The organism is Streptomyces sp. NPDC014891, from assembly GCF_043081085.1.
Classification (GTDB): Bacteria; Actinomycetota; Actinomycetes; order Streptomycetales; family Streptomycetaceae; genus Streptomyces.
The window spans coordinates 562,721-580,186 of the sequence record NZ_JBIBWF010000003.1 but is presented as its reverse complement, the minus strand read 5'-3'; the positions used below and the strand labels follow the sequence as shown (position 1 = coordinate 580,186).

Sequence of the window (17,466 nt, the reverse complement as noted above, 5' to 3'; positions counted from 1 at the left end):
GCTCGGCGGCGGGGCAGGGGGAGGGGCCGCCGGGCGCACCGGCGGCCCCTCCGCGGCGCGTCAGGAGGAGGACGTCGCCCTGCGCAGCGTGCTGATGCAGGAGCTGATCGCCTCCTGCAGCGCTTCCAGGCGCTGGAGCATGTCGTCCTCGAAGATCTCCTCCTCCAGGACCTCGTCCAGGGTCAGCTCCTCGAAGACCTTCGTCGCCTTCTGCAGACTGCTGTAGAACCGGGTCCGCCGCTCCTGCACCCGCAGCGCCGGGTCGTCCTCCACCGCCTTCGCGACCAGGCCCTTGACGGTGTCGTACGCCTCCCCGGCCCACTCGCCGGCCTCCTCGGAGTCGTCCAGCTCGTCGAGGAGCGACAGGTGCCGCTCGGCCTCGGCCCGCAGCTCGGCGGGCGCCTCGACGGTCTGCCCGGCCGGGGTCTTGATCTGGCCGTTCTCGACGATCTGCCGCACGTACCCGATGCGGTCGGCAGCCTTGGCCTCGCTCGCCACGGCCTTCTTCAGGTCGTCGGTGCGGGCGATGGCGCGGGCCATCTCCGTCTGCAGCGCCGGGTCCTCCCGCATCCGGTCGAGCAGCGCGCCGCGCGCGGCCTCCGCCGTGCCCGGGTCGGCGAGGATCGCGGCCCGCAGCGCCGTCGGGTTCTCGGCGACCTCCAGGGCCTTCGTCGGCCGGATGCCCTCCGCCTCGGCCGCCGCGGTGATCGCCTGACCGCGCACGGACGAGGCGCTGTTGCGGGAGGTGTAGTACGCGAGCCAGACGTCGGCGTCCGGAAGTTCGATGTCCGCGCCGGGGACGAGCACCTCGAACTGCGGGACGAGACCGTCGTCGGCCGCCATGTCCCAGGCCTTGTAGTAGCGCATGACCCGCTCCGGCGAGCAGCCCGCGAGCTCCGCGAACGCCTTCGCCGAGACCTTCACCGCGGCCGTTCCCTCGGCGGCCTGCCCGCCGGGCCGGACGCTGCGCGCCACCTTGAGCGCGAAGGCCCAGCCGCCGGTGCGCGCGTAGACCCCGAAGTCCCGGGCGTCGCGTACGACGACGGGGTCGGGGTCGACGGAAGGGTCGGGGGCGTCGGCGGGGTCGGGGCCCGCGGCGGGCTCGGGGTCGACGGCGGGGTCGTACTCGACCCACTCCGCACCGCCCAGGGCCGGGGCCTCGGCCGTGTCGTCCTCCGCCTGGTCCTGGACAGGCATCCCGGCGGTGCCGTCCTCCGCCGGGGCCTGGACGTCCGCGCCGGAGGCCGGCTCCGGGACGGTCGTCGCCCGGGGAGCGTCGTCGGCGCCCTGGTGCTCGGGCTGGGGGGAGGTCTCGAACGGGGCGATCGTGACGGTCACCGAGGATCTCCTGAGGCGCGTGGGGACGGATGCTTCCAAAGCAGCCTATACGTCCCTCCGGAGCGGGAGGGACCGTCTCCGCCGGAGCCCCCGGACGGCGCCCGTCCGGCCGTCGGCGGGCCTCCAATGGGCCAGGCCAATGACGTTTTCCACAGGGGTGGTACGGCCGCCGGGCGGCGCGTACGGTGCCAGACATGAAGATCCTCATCAGCGCCGACATGGAGGGCGCCACCGGCGTGACCTGGCCCGCCGACGTGCTGCCCGGCACGCCGCAGTGGGAGCGCTGCCGCACGATGTTCACCTCCGACGTGAACGCGGCCGTGCTGGGCTTCCTCGACGGCGGCGCGGACGAGGTCCTCATCAACGAAGCGCACTGGTCCATGCGGAACCTGCTCCTGGAGCGGCTCGACGAGCGCGCCGAGATGATCACCGGGCGGCACAAGACCCTCTCCATGGTCGAGGGCGTGCAGCACGGGGACGTCGACGGCATCGCCTTCGTCGGCTACCACACCGGCGCGGGTACCGAGGGGGTCCTCGCCCACACCTACCTGGCCAACTCGATCACCGGCGTCTGGCTCAACGGCGAGCGGGCCAGCGAGGGACTGCTGAACGCCCATGTGGTCGCGGAGTACGGCGTCCCCGTCGTGCTCGTCACCGGCGACGACCTCACCTGCGAAGACGCCCTCGGGTACGCGCCGGAGGCGCCCAAGGTCGCCGTCAAGGACTACGTCTCGCGGTACGCGGCGGTCTGCCGGACCCCGGCCAGAACGGCCGCCGACATCCGCGCCGCGGCGAAGACCGGGGCCGCCCTCGCCGTCCGCCACGAACCGGTCCGCGGCGGCCCCTTCACCGTGGAGCTGGAGTTCGACGCGGAGCACCTGGGCGCCGCCGCCACGGTGGTTCCCGGCGTGGCGCGCACCGCGGAGCGGCGCGTCGCGTACACCAGCGGGACGATGTACGAGGCAATTCGCACGTTCAAGGCGGTCACGACCATCGTCTCGGCCGCGGTGGAGGAGCAGTATGGCTGACGAGGTCCGCGGCCCGGACACCACGGCGCTCGACGAGGTGGTCACCTTCACCTCCGAGCTGATCCGCATCGACACCACCAACCGGGGCGGCGGCGACTGCCGCGAACGGCCCGCCGCCGAGTACGTCGCCGAGCGGCTCGCCGCCGCCGGCGTCGAACCCACCCTCCTGGAGCGGACCCCCGGCCGCACCAACGTCGTGGCGCGCATCCCCGGCACCGACCCCACGGCCGAGGCGCTCCTCGTCCACGGCCATCTGGACGTCGTCCCGGCCGACCCCGCCGAGTGGACCGTCCACCCCTTCTCCGGCGAGGTCCGCGACGGCGTCGTGTGGGGCCGCGGCGCCGTCGACATGAAGAACATGGACGCGATGGTCCTCGCCGTCGTCCGCTCCTGGGCCCGGCAGGGCATCCGGCCGCGCCGCGACATCGTCCTCGCCTACACGGCCGACGAGGAGGCGAGCGCCGAGGACGGCTCCGGCTTCCTCGCCGACCGGCACGCCGCCCTCTTCGAGGGCTGCACCGAGGGCATCAGCGAGTCCGGGGCCTTCAGCTTCCACCCGCAGCCCGGCACGACCCTCTACCCGATCGCCGCGGGCGAGCGCGGGACCGCCTGGCTCACGCTCACCGCCCACGGCCGGGCGGGCCACGGCTCCAAGGTCAACAGGGACAACGCCGTCACCCGCCTCGCCGACGCCGTCTCCCGGATCGGCGCGCACCGCTGGCCCGTCCGGCTCACCGACACCGTCCGCGCGGCCCTCACCGAACTCGCGGCGCTCCAGGGCATCGAGATCGACACCCGCGCACCCCACTTCGACGTGGACGTCCTCCTCGACAAGCTCGGACCGGCCGCCGCCCTGGTCGCGCCGACCGTCCGCAACAGCACCAACCCGACGATGCTCGCCGCCGGATACAAGGTCAACGTCATCCCGGGCCAGGCCGTCGCGCACATCGACGGGCGGACGCTGCCGGGCACCGAGGAGGAGTTCGCCCGGACCATGGACGAGCTGACCGGTCCCGACGTCGAGTGGGAGTACCACCACCGCGAGGTCGCCCTCGAAGCCCCCGTCGACTCGCCGACCTTCGCCAAGCTGCGGGCCGCCGTCGAGCGCTTCGACCCGGACGGGCACGTCGTGCCGTTCACCATGTCCGGCGGCACCGACGCCAAGCAGTTCTCCCGGCTCGGCATCACCGGCTACGGCTTCTCACCCCTCCGGCTGCCGCCGGACCTCGACTACGGGTCCCTCTTCCACGGCGTCGACGAGCGCGTCCCCGTGGACGCACTGCACTTCGGCGTCCGGGTCCTCGACCATTACCTGAAGTCGGCGTAGGGCCGACCGGGACCGTTCGCGTACCACCGTGACAGGGGGAGCCGGAATGAAGACGATCGCCGCACACGGCAGTTGGCCGTCACCCGTCGACGCGGAGCTCGCCGCCGCCCACGACGGGCGGCCCGAGTACCCCGGCGTCGTCGGCGACGAGCTGTGGTGGACCGCGCCGCGGCCCGCGGAGGGGGGCAGGCGCGCCCTGGTGCGCCGGCGCGCCGACGGTACCGAGGAGAGCCTGCTGCCCGCCCCGTGGAACGTGCGCAGCCGCGTCGTCGAGTACGGCGGGGTGCCCTGGGCGGCCGTACCGCGCCAGGCCGGCGGCCCGCTCGCCGTCTTCTGCCACTTCCCCGATCAGCGCCTCTACGCGTACGAACCCGACGCCGCCGCCGGCGCGGAGCCCCGGCCCCTGACCCCCGTCTCCGGGACCGGCGGGGGACTGCGCTGGGTGGACCCGGTCGTCCACCCCGACCGGGGCGAGGTGTGGTGCGTCCTGGAGGAGTTCACCGGCCCCGCCCCGACCGACGTGCGCCGGGTGATCGCCGCCGTCCCGCTCGACGGCTCCGCGGCCGACGACCGCGCGGCCGTGCGCGAACTCTCCGACGGGAGCCACCGCTTCGTCACCGGGCCCCGGCTCTCCCCGGACGGCCGCCGGGCCGCCTGGATCGGCTGGGACCATCCCCGGATGCCCTGGGACGGCACCGAGGTCCAGCTGGCCGAGATCGCCCCCGACGGCACCTTCCACCCCGCCCGGACCGTCGCGGGCGGCCCCTCCGAGTCGATCCCCCAGGTCGACTGGGACGCGGCGGGACGGCTGCTCCTCGTCAGCGACCGCACCGGCTGGTGGAACCTCTACCGGGCGGAGGTCGACGGCGACGGCGGCCTCGGCGAGCCGGCGGCCCTCTGCCCCAGGGCCGAGGAGTTCGGCGGACCGCTCTGGAAGATCGGACTGAACTGGTTCACCCCCCTGGAGAACGGCCTGGTGGCCGTGGTCCACGGGAAGGGCACCACCGCCCTCGGCGTCCTCGACCCCGACCGCGGCACCCTCGCCGACGCCGCCGGACCCTGGACGGAGTGGGCCCCCACCCTGGCCGCCCACGGCACCCGCGTGGTCGGCATCGCCGCCTCCCCGCTCAGCTCCTACGAACTCGTCGAACTCGACACCCGGACCGGCCGCACCCGGGTCGTCGGCGCCGCCCACACCGACGCCGTCGACCCCGCCCACCACCCCGAGCCCCGCGTGCGCACCTTCACCGGACCCGGCGGACGCGAGATCCACGCGCAGGTCTACCCTCCCCACCACCCCGGGTTCACCGGCCCCGAGGGCGAACTCCCGCCCTACGTCATCTGGGCCCACGGCGGCCCCACCGGCCACGCGCCCCTCGTCCTCGACCTGGAGATCACCTACTTCACCTCCCGCGGCATCGGCGTCGCCGAGGTCAACTACGGCGGCTCCACCGGGTACGGCCGCGAGTACCGCGAGCGGCTGCGCGAGCAGTGGGGCGTGGTCGACGTCGAGGACTGTGCGGCCGTCGCCCTGGCGCTCGCCGCCGAGGGCACCGCCGACCCGGCCCGGCTGGCGGTCCGCGGCGGCAGCGCCGGAGGCTGGACGACCGCCGCCTCCCTGGTCTCCACCGACGTGTACGCGTGCGGCACGATCATCTACCCCATCCTGGACCTGCGGGGCTGGGCCACCGACGAGACCCACGACTTCGAGTCCCAGTACCTCCACGGACTCATCGGATCCGTCGACGACGTCCCAGCCCGGTACAAGGAGCGCTCGCCCATCGAGCACGTCGACCGCGTCACCGCGCCCTTCCTGCTGCTCCAGGGGCTCGACGACGTCATCTGCCCGCCCGCGCAGGCCGAGCGCTTCCTCGCCCGCACCGCGGGCCGGGGCGTCCCGCACGCGTACCTCGCCTTCGAGGGCGAGGGGCACGGCTTCCGCCGGGCCGACACGATGGTGCGCGCTCTGGAGGCCGAACTCTCCCTGTACGCCCGGACCTTCGGCGTCCGGCGGGCCGACGTCCCCGACCTGGAGTACCGCACGTGACGGCTTCCGACCCCGCCCTCTTCGCCCCGCCCCCCGGGTCCCGGCCGCCCGTCGGAGCGCCGGCCCGGCCCGAGCGGCTGCGGCCCGGCGCCCGGGTCGCCGTCGTCGCCCCCAGCGGACCGGTCCCCGAGGAGCGGCTGCGGGCGGGGCTGGACATCCTCCGCGGCTGGGGCCTCGACCCCGTCGTCGCCCCGCACGTCCTGGACACCCACCCCGCTCTCGACCACCTCGCGGGCGCCGACCGGGACAGGGCCCGGGACCTGACCGAGGCCTACTGCGACCCCGCGGTGTCCGCCGTCCTCTGCGCCCGCGGCGGCTTCGGCGCGCAGCGCATGGTCGACCTCGTCGACTGGCGGGCTATCCGGGAGGCCGGGCCCAAGGCGTTCGTCGGCTACAGCGACGTCACCGTCCTGCACGAGGCCTTCGCCGTCCGGGCGGGCCACGCGACCCTGCACGGCCCGATGGTCGCCGCGGGGACCTTCCTGTCCGACGCGCGCACCCGGGAGTCGCTGCGCGCCACGCTGTTCGAGCCCGAGTCGGTGCGCACGCTCGGCCTGGACACGGCACGGACCCTGGTGCCGGGCCGGGCCCGGGGCGTGACGCTCGGTGGCTGCGTCAGCCTCCTCGCCGCGGACCTCGGCACCCCCGGCGCCCGCCCCTCGGCCCGCGGGGGCCTGCTCCTCATCGAGGACGTGGGGGAGGAGCCGTACCGGCTGGACCGCATCCTCACCCAGCTCCTCCGGTCCGGATGGCTGGACGGCGTCGCGGGCGTCGCCCTCGGGTCCTGGGCGGAGTGCGGACCGTACGAGGAGGTCCGGGCGGTCCTCGTGGACCGTCTCGGCGGCCTCGGCGTCCCCGTGGTGGAGGAGCTGGGCTTCGGCCACAGCGCGACGGCCCTGACCGTGCCGCTCGGCGTGCCGGCCGTCCTGGACACGGACGGGAACACCCTCACCCTGGACGTCCCGGCCCTGCGCTGAGAGCTGCGGAGGAGGGCGCCCGGGGAGGCGCGGGCCGCGGGCCCGGACGGGGACGCCCGGCCCCGGCCCTCGCGGAGGACCGGAGGCGCCGGGTGCGCCCGCTCGCCCGGGTGCCGGGCCGGCGGGCCCCCGGCCCGGCCCGGGGGTCAGGCCGACACGGCGCGCAGCGTCGCGTACCCCGGGCGGACCACCTCGTCGATCAGCCGCTGCCGCTCGGGGAGCGGCAGGAAGGCGGCCTCCAGCGCGGCGACGGTGAACTCCTCGAAGACCTCCGGGCCGTAGCCGAAGGCGTCCGCCATGTGCTGGAACTCCTCGCTCATGGTGGTGCCGGAGACCAGCCGGTTGTCCGTGTTCAGCGTGATGCGGAAGCCCAGGCGGCGCAGCTCGTCGATCGGGTGCGAAGCGTAGTCCTTCGCAGCGCCCGTCTGGAGGTTGGAGGTCGGGCAGACCTCCAGGGCGATGCGGTTGTCCCGGACGTACGAGGCGAGCCGGCCGAGCGTGCCGTCCTCGGCGATGTCGTCGGTGATCCGCACGCCGTGGCCGATCCGCTCGGTGCCGCAGACCTGCACGGCCTCGTGGATCGACTCCGCGCCGACGGCCTCGCCCGCGTGGATCGTGTAGTGGCAGTTCTCCCGCTTCAGGTGCTGGAAGGCGGGCAGGTGACGGGCCGGCGGGTTGCCGATCTCGCCGCCGGCGATGTCGAAGCCGGCCACGCCCTTGTCCCGGTGCGCGACGGTGAGCTGCGCGATCTCCAGGGAGCGGTCCGTGTGGCGCATGCCCGTGAGGAGGGTGCGGACCGTGATCCGGCCGCCGGAGCGGCGCTCGCCCTCGCGGAAGCCGTCGTTGACGGCCTCGACGACCTCGTCGAGGGTCAGGCCGCCCTCCAGGTGCTGCTCGGGGGCGTAGCGGATCTCGGCGTAGACGACACCGTCCGCCGCGAGGTCCTCGGCGCACTCGGCCGCGATGCGGGTGAGCGCCTCGCGGGTCTGCATCACCGCGCAGGTGTGGGCGAAGGTCTCCAGGTAGCGCTCCAGGGAACCGGAGTCGGCGGCGTCCCGGAACCAGACCGCGAGCGCCGCCGGGTCCTCGGTGGGCAGCGCGGTGTAGCCGCGTTCCCGCGCCAGCTCGACGATGGTCGAGGCGCGCAGGCCGCCGTCGAGGTGGTCGTGGAGGACGGCCTTGGGGGCCCGGCGGATCCACTCGGAGACGGTGGCGGCGGCAGGCGTGGCAGGGTTGTCAGACAAGTGCATGGCGGGGAAGTGTACGCCACGGAGGAGGGGGCCGCTGTGACGGGACCGACAGGGGCGCTCCGGAGACCGTGGCGGCACCCGCGCGGCCCGGAGGCGGGACCTGGGGCGGAGCGCATCCGCGGACGCGCCCCCCGGTGCCCCGGGCGCACGCCCGGCGCGCGACGGCCGGGACCACGACCTCCCCGGGGCGCGCCGGTGGACCCGGTGCGGGTGCCTCAGTGCGACTGCAGGACCGGCAGGGCGGGGGTGCCCGTCGGAAGCATGTGCTTGGCGGCCAGGACCGGGGTCTCGCCGACCCGGACGACCTGGGTGACCAGGACGGCGGGGGTGTCGGCCGGACGTCCCAGCTGGTCACCGCGCCGCCGCCCCAGCAGGGTCGCCGTGATGCCGCTGTGCGCGGAGAGCGCGGTCTCCCGCGAGGCGCCCAGCAGGACCGAGAGCATCGAGGCGGCGGCTCCCTGGCCGGCCTGCGCATCCGCCGCCCGCAGGGCGCGGGCGAACTCCGGGTGCACCCGGTCGAGCAGTTCGTCGGCCGCCGCCCACTCGTGGCTCAGCGCCGCCGCCGTACCCTCCCCGGTCAGCAGGGACTCCCAGAAGCGCAGCTCCGCGCGGGCCGGGGCGAGCAGGTGCTGGGTGGTGAAGTCCGTCGGCTCCTCGACCGTGCGCAGCAGGGCCCGCACCCGCAGCGGAGTGCCCGCGCCGATGAGCTCCTCGATGGGCCGGACGTGTTCGAAACCGCGCCGGGGCGGCCGGTCGTTGACCGTGCGGCCCACCCCGCGGCGCACGGTCAGCAGGCCGTCCTCCTGGAGCAGCAGCAGGGCCTCGCGCAGGGCGGGCCGGCTCACGCCCAGCTCGGCGGCGAGCTTGGGCTCGGAGGGGAGGGTGGAGCCCGGCGGGTAGGTGCCGTCGTGGACGGCGTCCGCGATGCGCTCGTAGAGCGCCACGACCGGTCGCCGCCGCTGCCCGCTGACCGCCACAGCCGCTCCTCGTCTCGTTCCGGTCGGTTCCGGTCGGCTCCGGTGGGACCTGTGGGATCTGGTGGACCCGTCCGCGTTCCGGCGGGTCGTGCGTGACCCGGTTCCGACAGTGTCGGGCACCACGGTAGTCGCCCCACGTTGTCTGACAAGTCACCCGGACGGCTCTGCTCACCGTCACGGTGAGGCTCCACTCACCTCATTCTGGACCCACGGCCACGGCCGGGTACGACCGACGGCACGACGGAGGAGAGGGCCGGGCATGAGTCCCAAAGAGGCGTCACGGACATCGCGCGGCGGCGGGTCCCGGTTCACCGAGGCCATGACCCCGGGGCGGATCGCGATGGCCGCGCTCGCCGTCGTCACGCTGGTCTTCATCTTCCAGAACACCCGCGAGGTCAAGATCAGGATCCTGGTCCCCGAAGTGACCATGCCGCTCTACCTGGCCCTGCTCGCCACCGCGGTCGTCGGAGCGGCCTGCGGCTTCTACGCCGCGGCGCGGAGGCGGAAGTGAGGCGCCGCGCCGTCGTGGGCGCGGGGGCCGTGATCGCGCTGGCCGCGGTCGCGGTCACCTCGACGGAGGAGGCCGCCACCGCCGACGAGGGCGCCGGGACCCGCCCCGTGCCCGACTTCCTCGGCCGCGGCCTGTGGCGCGTCTTCACCCGCCTCGACCCCCGGACCCGGCTGGACGTGCACGACGTGAGCGGGCGCGACCGGCGGGTCCTCTGGCCGCCGCGGTGGCAGGTCGTCACCCAGTACCCGGAGGCGGGCACGGGCCTCGACCGCCGCACCACGGTCATGATCGGAGTCGTGCGCAAGGGGGAGAGCTGCCCGCCCCGCGTCCGCACGGCACGCCGCTGAGCCGGCACCACCCCACCCCGCCCCGCGTCCGCACGGCGCACCGCTGAGGCAGCCCCCGCTCGCACGGCACACCGCTGAGCCGGCGGCGGTGCCCCCGCTCAGCGCTTGTAGTTGATCTTCATCGTGTCGAGGTCGGTCACCGTCGACCGCAGCCCCCGGTACCCGTGCCCGAGCTCCGCCAGCGCCGTCTCCACCCGGTCCTCCGCGAGCGCGCCCGCCATCTCGTCGCCGTCCGCCGCGTCGGAGACGACGACCAGGCGGTACGAGAAGTGCTTCAGCGTCCGGTCGTAGGTGAGCGAGCCCTCCTCCGTGAACTGCATCGCGGTCAGCCCGTGCGCGTCCACCTCGGCGAGCAGTCGTGCCCGGCTCTCCTCCGACAGACCGTCGAAGGTGCCGCGCACGATGACCCGGTAGGTGTGCTGCGTGCCCATTCCTCGTACTCCCTGCTGCGCTGGTTCCCCGGCCGCCGACGGCGTGCCGACCGTCCACCCTACGGCGGCGGGCGCCCGATCCGCCGGGAATTTCCCGGCCGCCTCCGGGCCCTCGCAAGCCCTCGGACCGGTCGAAGCCCGGGGTCGAGAACCCCTGGTCAGGATGACCGCGGGCGTGTTCCATGGGGCGATGACGACCGTACGACGTGCCGTACTGACGCTGCCCGCCGCCCTGTTGCGGCCGGACAATCCCCTTCCCGCACTCCGGGCCCCCGCCGGGGTCCACGCGGTCGACCCGCAGACCCTCGCGGAACTCCCGCGGGACATGGCCCGGGCCATCGGCCGGGACCCGCTGCGCAGCATCCTCCCCGCCCCCGTCCGCGACGGCTACGGCCGCGAGCGCACGCCCGCGGACCTCGACGCGATCGTGATCGAGAACGACCGGCTCCGGGCCACCGTGCTGCCCGGCCTCGGCGGCCGGCTCCACTCCCTCCACCACAAGCCGACCGGCCGCGAACTCCTCTATCGCAACCCGGTGTTCCAGCCCGCCGCCTTCGCCCTGAACGGCGCCTGGTTCTCCGGCGGCGTCGAGTGGAACATCGGGGCCACCGGCCACACCGTGCTCTCCTGCTCCCCCCTCCACGCGGCCGTCGTCCGCGCACCCGACGGCGGGCCGATGCTCCGCCTCTGGGAGTGGGAGCGGCTGCGCGACCTGCCCTTCCAGGTCGACCTCTGGCTGCCCGAGGACGCCGACTTCCTGTACGCGGCGGTCCGGATACGCAACCCCCACGAGCTCACCGCCCCCGTCTACTGGTGGTCCAACATCGCCGTCCCCGAGGACCGCCGGATCCTCGCGCCCGCCGACGCGGCCTGGCACCACGGCTACGACCGAGGCCTCGACCGGGTCCCGGTGCCCGTCACCGAGGACGGCACGGACCGCACGTACCCGCGGAACAGCACCCACGCCGCCGACTGGTTCTACGACCTGCCCGACGGGCAGCGCCGCTGGATCGCCGCCCTCGACGCGGACGGCACCGGACTCGTCCAGACCTCCACCGACCCGCTGCGCGGCCGCAAGCTCTTCGTCTGGGGCACCGGACGCGGCGGCCGCCGCTGGCAGGAGTGGCTGACGGAACCCGGCACCCCCGGCTACGCGGAGATCCAGGCCGGGCTCGCCCGCACCCAGCTCGAACACCTGGAACTGCCGGGCGGCGCGGAGTTCAGCTGGCTTGAGGCGTACGGACCGCTCGCCGCCGACCCCGCCGCGGCCCTCGGCGACGACTGGGCGGCCGCCCGTGCCGACGTCGAGCGCAGCCTCTCGGCCGCCCTGCCCCGCGAGGCGGTCGACGCCGCCCACGCGGCCTGGCGCGAGACCTCGGCCGACCGGGCGCCGGAGGAGGTCCTCGCGACCGGATCCGGCTGGGGAGCGCTCGAAGTCCTGCGCGGGGGCCACGCGTTGCCCGGCACGCCGTTCCCCGAGTCGACGCTCGGGCCCGAGCAGGCCCCCTGGCGGGAGCTGCTCCGCACCGGCGTCCTGCCGCTCCCGGCGAAGGACCCGGCGCACGGAGCCGCCCCGCTGACCGCGCCCCTGGTCGCGACCGCCTGGCGGGACATGCTGGAGACCGCCCCGGCCGACCCCGCCACCGAGTACCAGCTCGGCATCGCCCAGTGGCACGCCGGCGACCGGGCCCAGGCCGTACGGAGCTGGGAGCGGGGCCTCAAGGAGGCGACCGTGCGCTGGCCCCTGCTGTACTGCCTGGCCGTCGCCGACCGCGAGGAGGGCCACCCGGAACGGGCCGCGGAGCACTTCGCCGAGGCGTTCGCCGACCACGAGGCGACGGACGGCGGCACCGAAGCCCCGGCGGGCGGGAGGCGCGCGGAGGACCCCGCGGAGGAGGCCCTCGCGGACGAGCGCGGTACCGGCGCGGCGGTGCGCGCCGGGCACTCGGCGCGGGCCGTCGCCGCCCTCGGCAGGGAGGCCCTCGACGCGCTCCTCGCGGTAGACCGGCACGACCGCGCCCGGGCCCTCTGGGACCGGCTGCCGGCCGCCGTCCGGCGGCAGGGGGCCTTCCGGCTGCTCGAAGTCCGGCTGCTGCTCGCCGAGGGCCGGCCGGACGGGGCCCGGGCCCTCTTCGACGCGGGCTTCGAGGTGGCCGACCTGCGCGAGGGCGCCGAGGTCCTGGGGGAGCTCTGGGCCCGCGTCACCGACGAACCCCTGCCGGACGCCTACGAGTTCAGAATGCGACCGGGCTGAGGCCGGGCGGCCCCGGGCCCCGGTCGCTACGCTGGAGGGAGCGGAGACCGTGGGGGAGCGGAGGCCCGGAGATGGCGGCATGGGCGACCCAGGAGTGCCGCTGCGGACATCCGCGCTTCCGTCACGGGGAGCCGCGGTTCGCGGGGACGTGCGGGGCCTGCCTCTGCGGGGCCTTCGTCCTGCCGCCCGCTCCCGCCCTCGCGGACGGGCCGCCTCCCGAGCCGGAACCGGACCGCACGCCCCACCCCGGCTGCCCCCTCCGGGATCCGGACTGCCTCGGTTTCCACGACATCTTCTGAGGCCGGCGATGCGAGGTCCCCGGGCCTCCGGAGCGGGCGCCGGACGCGCTCTGCGCCGACCATGGGAACAGGGCTCCCCCGCGCCGCCGGGAGCCCGGTCCGCCCGGGAGGCAGGAGGTACGGCCGATGGCACGCACCCGCGAGGTGTACGTCTACGACTACGCGGCCGACTTCGGGCTGAGCGGCCTCGCCGGCACCTTCTGCGACCGGTCGTGCCTCCGCCTCGACGAACCGGTCGTCCTCGACGTCGCCGAGGCCGAGGCGGAGGACGACGACCACCGGCTCGGCGCGGACGTCCGGCTCCTCCTGGAGTCCCCGCTGCCGGACGAGGTGCTCCGCACCGTGTGGCTGGCGGCCGTGCGCCGCTGCTTCGACCCGGCCGAGGCGGGCACCGACACCCGGACCTGGCTGGCGGCGGTCGCGGAGCTGTGCCCGCCGCGCGCCGCGGAGCGCGACCCGTACGAGCTGCGGTCCCTGGACGACGCCCGGCCCGACGTACCGGAGGAGGAGCTGCGGCGCGCGGTGGCCGCGGAGATCGAGTCGGCCTCGGCCGCCCTGGAACTCCGCGTCGCCGTCCCCGGAGTCGCCCCGGCTCTTCTCCGGGTGGTGCGGGAGGCCGACGCCGACCTCGGTCTGCGGCTCTTCCTGCGGGCGCTCAAGGCGTACTCCGTGCCGGTCGGCGCGGATGCCTACGACCGGCTGTTCGCCCTCGGGGACGGACTCGCGTACCCCCCGGCCGTCGTCCACGACGGGCTCGTCGTGCGCTGGCGCCCCCTCGACCCGGGCCGCCGGGACTTCGCCCGCGGCGGATTCGGGCTCCCGATGCTCGCGGCCGCGCTCCGGGGCACCGAGTGGACCTACGGCGGCACCCCACGCGAGCACATCCAGCGGGTAGCGGACGACGGCCCGGGACACGCCCCGGGGGCGTACGCGGCGGTGCTCCTCGACGACGCCTGGCGGCTCCTGGACTCGGCCCTGTCCCAGGAGGCGATCGGCCTGCTCTGGCGTACCGCGGCCAGGCGTCCGCACCTGCCCGACGAGGACGAGTTCGACGCCGACGGGAGGGTCTGGCTCGACCAGGTCTCCCAGGTGTGCCACGCCCACCTCGCGGAGGTCGACCCCGCGTACGCGCCCTTCCTCGCGCCCGCGAGGACCGATCTGACGGAGGCGGTGCTGCGGGAGGTGCGCGAGGCCGTCCACACCGACGCGGAGCAGATCCGCGGGGTCGCGCGGGCCCTGGAGGACGTGGTCACGGCGGTCGACCCGGACCTCGGCTTCCGCCTCCTCCTGCACCTCCTCGACACGTACGCGGTCCCCGTCGGCGAGCCGGCCCGCGACCGCTACCGGGCCCTCGGCGGGCGCCTCGGGTTCAGCGCCGGCCACACCGGCACGGAGGGCGCCGACGCGCGGCCCGGGGGCTGACGGATCACCCCGGTCCCGCCGCCGACGGATCCCCCGCCGGGCCCGGCGGGCCGGCCACCGCCCTTTCCGGGGGTCCGGTTCCGAGGGCCCGTCAGGACACCCGGCACAGGATCTCGCCGTGCGGGACCATGAACCACGCGTCCTCCCGGGTGCCCCACTCACGCCAGGCGTCCGCGATGCCGGCCAGCTCCGCCGCGGTCGCGTGGCCGCCGGCCACGGCCAGGTCGGCGTACCCGGAGCCCGTCGTACGGTCCGCCCACAGGCCGCTCCACCAGGCACGCTCCTCGGGCGTGGCGAAGCACCAGGTGCCGGCGGTCGTCGTGACGTCGGTGAAGCCCGCCTGCCGTGCCCAGGCGAACAGTCGTCGTCCCGCGTCCGGTTCGCCGCCGTTGGCGCGGGCGACCCGGTGGTACAGGTCCAGCCAGCCGTCCAGGACGGGCCGCTCGGGGTACCAGGCGAAGGCCCCGTAGTCGCTGTCACGGGCGGCGACGACGCCCCCCGGGCGGCACACCCGCCGCATCTCGCGCAGCGCCTGGACCGGGTCGCCGACGTGCTGCAGCACCTGGTGGGCGTGGACCACGTCGAAGGAGTCGTCGGGGAAGTCCAGGGCGTGCACGTCGGCGACGGCGAACCGGACGTTCTCCAGGCCGCGTTCGGCCGACACGGCGCGCGCGTTCGCCAGCACCCCCTCGGCCGCGTCGACCGCGGTCACCCGGCCGGGGGCGACCAGGGCGGCCAGGTCGGCGGTGATGGTGCCGGGCCCGCAGCCCACGTCCAGGACGTCCAGCCCCGCGGACAGCGCGGGCAGCAGGTACGCGGCGGAGTTCGCCGCGGTCCGCCAGCTGTGCGAGCGCAGGACCGACTCGTGGTGGCCGTGCGTGTAGACGGCCGTCTCGTGGGCCGTCCCGGGGTCGGCGGACGGCGTGGAGGAGGTGGAGGCATGCGTCATCGGAGCGACTCCCTCGGTGTGGGTGCGTGCCCACCACCGTACGCACGGATGTCGCATGATGAGATCCCCGTCTTGATATATGGACGGAGGTTCAGGTGAACAGGTCTCCCCGGTAGCGGAGTTCGTCGAGGAGGCGGCCGCCGGTCTCCTCCCGTACGACCTCGCCGTCCGGGCGCAGGCCCGCCGCCTCGTAGAAACGGCGGCCCCGGGCGTTCCCCGCGAACACCCACAGCGCCACCGTGCGGAACCCGCTCGCCGCGAGCGCTCGCGCGGACGCCGTGAGGAGGGCTCGCCCCACCCCCGTGCCCCACACCTCGGGCAGGGCGTACAGGGCGGCCAGCTCCGCCGTGGTCCGCCCGTCGAACTCCTCGCCGGGCCAGGCCCGGAAGCAGGAGAACGCCCGCACCCGCCCGTCGGGGTCCGTCTCGACCAGGACGTCGGACCGGTCCGGGGCGGTCAGCCGGGTGCGCCAGACGGCGGTGCGCTCCTCGACGTCCAGGCCGTCCAGGTAGGAGTGGGGGAGCAGGTCGCGGTAGGCGGCCCGCCAGGACAGGACGTGCACGGCGGCGATCCCTGCCGCGTCCTCGGGAACGGCTTCTCGTATCGGCATGGCGCATTGTCCGCCGGGTACCGCCCCGACCGCCCCTGCATTTACGCCCCCGCCCCCGGGCCCCGGCCTCCTGACTCCGCTCCCGGCCCCGGCCCTTGGCTCCGCCCGACCCCGCCTCCTGGGCGCGGGGCCCCGGCCCCTGGCTCCGCCCCCGGGCCCCGCCCAGGACCCCCCGCCCCCGGGGGCCTTGACCCCGTCCGCCCCTCGGACCCGGGGACGGCACCCGCCCACCTCGCACCTGCGGGCCGCCACCCGGCCCCGTCCTCGCACGTCCGGGCCCCTGCCGGATCCGCCTCCGCACCTGCGGTCCGCCCGCCCGGCGCGACCTGACGAACCCCCTGTGACAGCACGATGAACGGGCCGTCCCGGCCGCCCTTCCGACCCTAGGATCGGCCGCGCCGCCGCCCGGTGGCGCGCCCCTCCCAGCTGCCGAGGAGTCCCGTGCCGAACCCGCCAGCCCCCGACCGCCGTTCCCTGCTGAAGGTCCTCGCGGCGGCGCCGGCGGTCTCCGCCCTCGGCGGCCTCGCCACGGCCCCCGCGGCGTCCGCGGCCCCCGCCCCCGCGCGCACCGCGCCCGCGTCCGCGACCGCGGCTCCCGGGATCGTCAAGGCCCTCCCGGCCGCCCACTTCACCGTCCGCGGCACCAACGCCGAGGCCCGCTTCGACGCCTTCGGGGACACTGGCGCCCTCACCCCCGTCGACCGCTTCTTCGTCCGCAACCACACCACCACCCCGGTCCTCGACGCCGCCGACTGGCGGCTGACGCTCTGGGGCGACGGGCTGCACGGCCGCAGCCCCGTCCACTTCACCTACGGGCAGCTCCGCGACCTGCCCTCGGTCACCCGAACGGCCCTGATCGAATGCGCCGGGAACGGCCGCAGCCTCTACACGAGCCAGCAGGGCGAGCCGGTCACCGGCACCGCCTGGACCCTCGGCGCCGTCGGAGCCGCCCGCTGGCGCGGCGTCCGCCTCGCCGACGTCCTCCGCCGGGCCGGCATCGCCCGCGACGCCGTCGACCTCCAGCCGCGCGGCCTCGACGACCCCTACGTCTCCGGCGGCGTCGACTACGGCCGGGTCCGCCGTCCGCTGCCCGTCGCCAAGGCCTTCGACGACGTGATCCTCGCGTACGAGATGAACGGCGAACCCCTCCCGTACGACCACGGCCACCCGGTCCGGCTCGTCGTCCCCTCCTGGGTCGGCATCGCCTCCGTCAAGTGGCTCGGCGACATCGAGGTCTCCACCCGCCCGCTCAGCTCGCCCTGGTCCACCGACTGGTACCGCCTCCTCGGCGACGCCCACCCGGCCGGCGGCAGCGCGCCGATCAGCCGCCAGACGCTCAAGTCCGGCTACCAGCTGCCCTTCGGCGCCACCCTGGAGGCCGGCCGGCCCCACCGGCTGACCGGCAGGGCCTGGTCCGCGCTCGCCCCCGTACGGACCGTCGAGGTGTCCACCGACGGCGGCGCCCGCTGGCGCCGGGCCCACCTCCACGACACCCCCCGGCGGGACGGCTGGGTCCGCTGGAGCACGCCCTGGCTCCCGCGCGCCACCGGACCGGCCACCCTGCTGTCGCGCACCACCGACGCCGCCGGGAACACCCAGCCCGAGCGGGCCGTCCACAACACCCAGGGCTACCTCTTCAACGCGGTCGTACGGCACCCCGTGACCGTCGCCTGAACCGACGCCTGGAGCGGCGGAAACG

15 protein-coding genes are annotated in these 17,466 nt (G+C 75.6%); 9 read left to right on the top strand and 6 right to left on the bottom strand.

The window, feature by feature from the left end:
• Nucleotides 1-60: 60 nt before the first annotated feature.
• Nucleotides 61-1,338, bottom strand: coding sequence for a hypothetical protein (locus ACF09E_RS10935; protein ID WP_392204852.1), 1,278 nt, complete (start codon nucleotides 1,336-1,338; stop codon nucleotides 61-63).
• A gap of 194 nt (nucleotides 1,339-1,532) precedes the next feature.
• Between ACF09E_RS10935 and ACF09E_RS10930 the strand changes: the two genes are divergently transcribed.
• The 4 genes from ACF09E_RS10930 (at nucleotide 1,533) to ACF09E_RS10915 (ending at nucleotide 6,717) form a co-directional block, all read left to right on the top strand.
• On the top strand, nucleotides 1,533-2,366 hold the full coding sequence (locus ACF09E_RS10930; RefSeq protein WP_388796003.1) for a M55 family metallopeptidase: 834 nt from the start codon (nucleotides 1,533-1,535) through the stop codon (nucleotides 2,364-2,366).
• Entirely contained in the window at nucleotides 2,359-3,693 is a 1,335-nt protein-coding gene (locus tag ACF09E_RS10925) for a M20/M25/M40 family metallo-hydrolase (RefSeq protein ID WP_392204851.1), read from the top strand. Before ACF09E_RS10930 ends, ACF09E_RS10925 begins: the two co-directional genes overlap by 8 nt.
• Before the next feature lie 46 nt (nucleotides 3,694-3,739).
• Complete coding sequence (locus ACF09E_RS10920) at nucleotides 3,740-5,740, top strand: prolyl oligopeptidase family serine peptidase (protein ID WP_392204850.1); 2,001 nt, start codon at nucleotides 3,740-3,742, stop codon at nucleotides 5,738-5,740.
• Between the two features lie 77 nt (nucleotides 5,741-5,817).
• Nucleotides 5,818-6,717, top strand: coding sequence for an LD-carboxypeptidase (locus ACF09E_RS10915; protein ID WP_392205017.1), 900 nt, complete (start codon nucleotides 5,818-5,820; stop codon nucleotides 6,715-6,717).
• Nucleotides 6,718-6,863: 146 nt separating this feature from the next.
• Here the strand turns inward: ACF09E_RS10915 and ACF09E_RS10910 are convergent, their stop codons facing one another.
• Nucleotides 6,864-7,967 (bottom strand): adenosine deaminase, encoded by a 1,104-nt coding sequence (locus ACF09E_RS10910; RefSeq protein WP_388795995.1) that lies wholly within the window; start codon nucleotides 7,965-7,967, stop codon nucleotides 6,864-6,866.
• Nucleotides 7,968-8,182: 215 nt separating this feature from the next.
• Nucleotides 8,183-8,944 (bottom strand): GntR family transcriptional regulator, encoded by a 762-nt coding sequence (locus tag ACF09E_RS10905; protein ID WP_392204849.1) that lies wholly within the window; start codon nucleotides 8,942-8,944, stop codon nucleotides 8,183-8,185.
• Between the two features lie 259 nt (nucleotides 8,945-9,203).
• On the opposite strand from ACF09E_RS10905, the gene ACF09E_RS10900 reads away from it, so the two are divergent.
• Together ACF09E_RS10900 and ACF09E_RS10895 are read left to right on the top strand one after the other, a co-directional pair.
• Nucleotides 9,204-9,455 carry a lipopolysaccharide assembly protein LapA domain-containing protein gene (locus tag ACF09E_RS10900; RefSeq protein ID WP_388795987.1) on the top strand — a complete coding sequence of 84 codons (252 nt, stop codon included), beginning with the start codon at nucleotides 9,204-9,206 and terminating at the stop codon, nucleotides 9,453-9,455.
• Nucleotides 9,452-9,802, top strand: a complete 351-nt coding sequence (locus tag ACF09E_RS10895; protein ID WP_392204848.1) for a hypothetical protein — start codon at nucleotides 9,452-9,454, stop codon at nucleotides 9,800-9,802. Before ACF09E_RS10900 ends, ACF09E_RS10895 begins: the two co-directional genes overlap by 4 nt.
• Nucleotides 9,803-9,900: 98 nt before the next feature.
• Here ACF09E_RS10895 and ACF09E_RS10890 read toward each other — a convergent pair whose 3' ends face one another.
• Complete coding sequence (locus ACF09E_RS10890; RefSeq protein ID WP_392204847.1) at nucleotides 9,901-10,233, bottom strand: DUF6204 family protein; 333 nt, start codon at nucleotides 10,231-10,233, stop codon at nucleotides 9,901-9,903.
• A gap of 190 nt (nucleotides 10,234-10,423) precedes the next feature.
• Between ACF09E_RS10890 and ACF09E_RS10885 the strand changes: the two genes are divergently transcribed.
• Together ACF09E_RS10885 and ACF09E_RS10880 are read left to right on the top strand one after the other, a co-directional pair.
• Nucleotides 10,424-12,487, top strand: coding sequence for a DUF5107 domain-containing protein (locus tag ACF09E_RS10885; protein WP_392204846.1), 2,064 nt, complete (start codon nucleotides 10,424-10,426; stop codon nucleotides 12,485-12,487).
• A 425-nt stretch (nucleotides 12,488-12,912) separates the two neighbouring features.
• Complete coding sequence (locus tag ACF09E_RS10880; protein WP_392204845.1) at nucleotides 12,913-14,208, top strand: hypothetical protein; 1,296 nt, start codon at nucleotides 12,913-12,915, stop codon at nucleotides 14,206-14,208.
• A 91-nt stretch (nucleotides 14,209-14,299) separates the two neighbouring features.
• Here the strand turns inward: ACF09E_RS10880 and ACF09E_RS10875 are convergent, their stop codons facing one another.
• Both ACF09E_RS10875 and ACF09E_RS10870 read right to left on the bottom strand, forming a co-directional pair.
• A complete protein-coding gene (locus tag ACF09E_RS10875) occupies nucleotides 14,300-15,157 on the bottom strand; it encodes a methyltransferase domain-containing protein (protein WP_392204844.1) in 858 nt (285 codons plus the stop codon).
• Between the two features lie 91 nt (nucleotides 15,158-15,248).
• Nucleotides 15,249-15,767 (bottom strand): GNAT family N-acetyltransferase, encoded by a 519-nt coding sequence (locus tag ACF09E_RS10870; RefSeq protein WP_392204843.1) that lies wholly within the window; start codon nucleotides 15,765-15,767, stop codon nucleotides 15,249-15,251.
• 441 nt (nucleotides 15,768-16,208) lie between these two features.
• Between ACF09E_RS10870 and ACF09E_RS10865 the strand changes: the two genes are divergently transcribed.
• The gene (locus tag ACF09E_RS10865; RefSeq protein WP_392204842.1) at nucleotides 16,209-17,441 is read left to right on the top strand and encodes a sulfite oxidase; all 1,233 of its coding nucleotides are present in this window, start codon (nucleotides 16,209-16,211) and stop codon (nucleotides 17,439-17,441) included.
• The last annotated feature ends 25 nt before the right edge of the window (nucleotides 17,442-17,466 follow it).

Bases quoted from the DNA above. Each gene is read 5' to 3' on its own strand.
- ACF09E_RS10900 (WP_388795987.1), top strand. From the start codon at position 9,204: ATGAGTCCCAAAGAGGCGTCACGGACATCGCGCGGCGGCGGGTCCCGG.
- ACF09E_RS10910 (WP_388795995.1), bottom strand. From the start codon at position 7,967: ATGCACTTGTCTGACAACCCTGCCACGCCTGCCGCCGCCACCGTCTCC.
- ACF09E_RS10890 (WP_392204847.1), bottom strand. From the start codon at position 10,233: ATGGGCACGCAGCACACCTACCGGGTCATCGTGCGCGGCACCTTCGAC.
- ACF09E_RS10920 (WP_392204850.1), top strand. From the start codon at position 3,740: ATGAAGACGATCGCCGCACACGGCAGTTGGCCGTCACCCGTCGACGCG.
- ACF09E_RS10870 (WP_392204843.1), bottom strand. From the start codon at position 15,767: ATGCCGATACGAGAAGCCGTTCCCGAGGACGCGGCAGGGATCGCCGCC.
- ACF09E_RS10875 (WP_392204844.1), bottom strand. From the start codon at position 15,157: ATGACGCATGCCTCCACCTCCTCCACGCCGTCCGCCGACCCCGGGACG.
- ACF09E_RS10880 (WP_392204845.1), top strand. From the start codon at position 12,913: ATGGCACGCACCCGCGAGGTGTACGTCTACGACTACGCGGCCGACTTC.
- ACF09E_RS10885 (WP_392204846.1), top strand. From the start codon at position 10,424: ATGACGACCGTACGACGTGCCGTACTGACGCTGCCCGCCGCCCTGTTG.
- ACF09E_RS10925 (WP_392204851.1), top strand. From the start codon at position 2,359: ATGGCTGACGAGGTCCGCGGCCCGGACACCACGGCGCTCGACGAGGTG.
- ACF09E_RS10930 (WP_388796003.1), top strand. From the start codon at position 1,533: ATGAAGATCCTCATCAGCGCCGACATGGAGGGCGCCACCGGCGTGACC.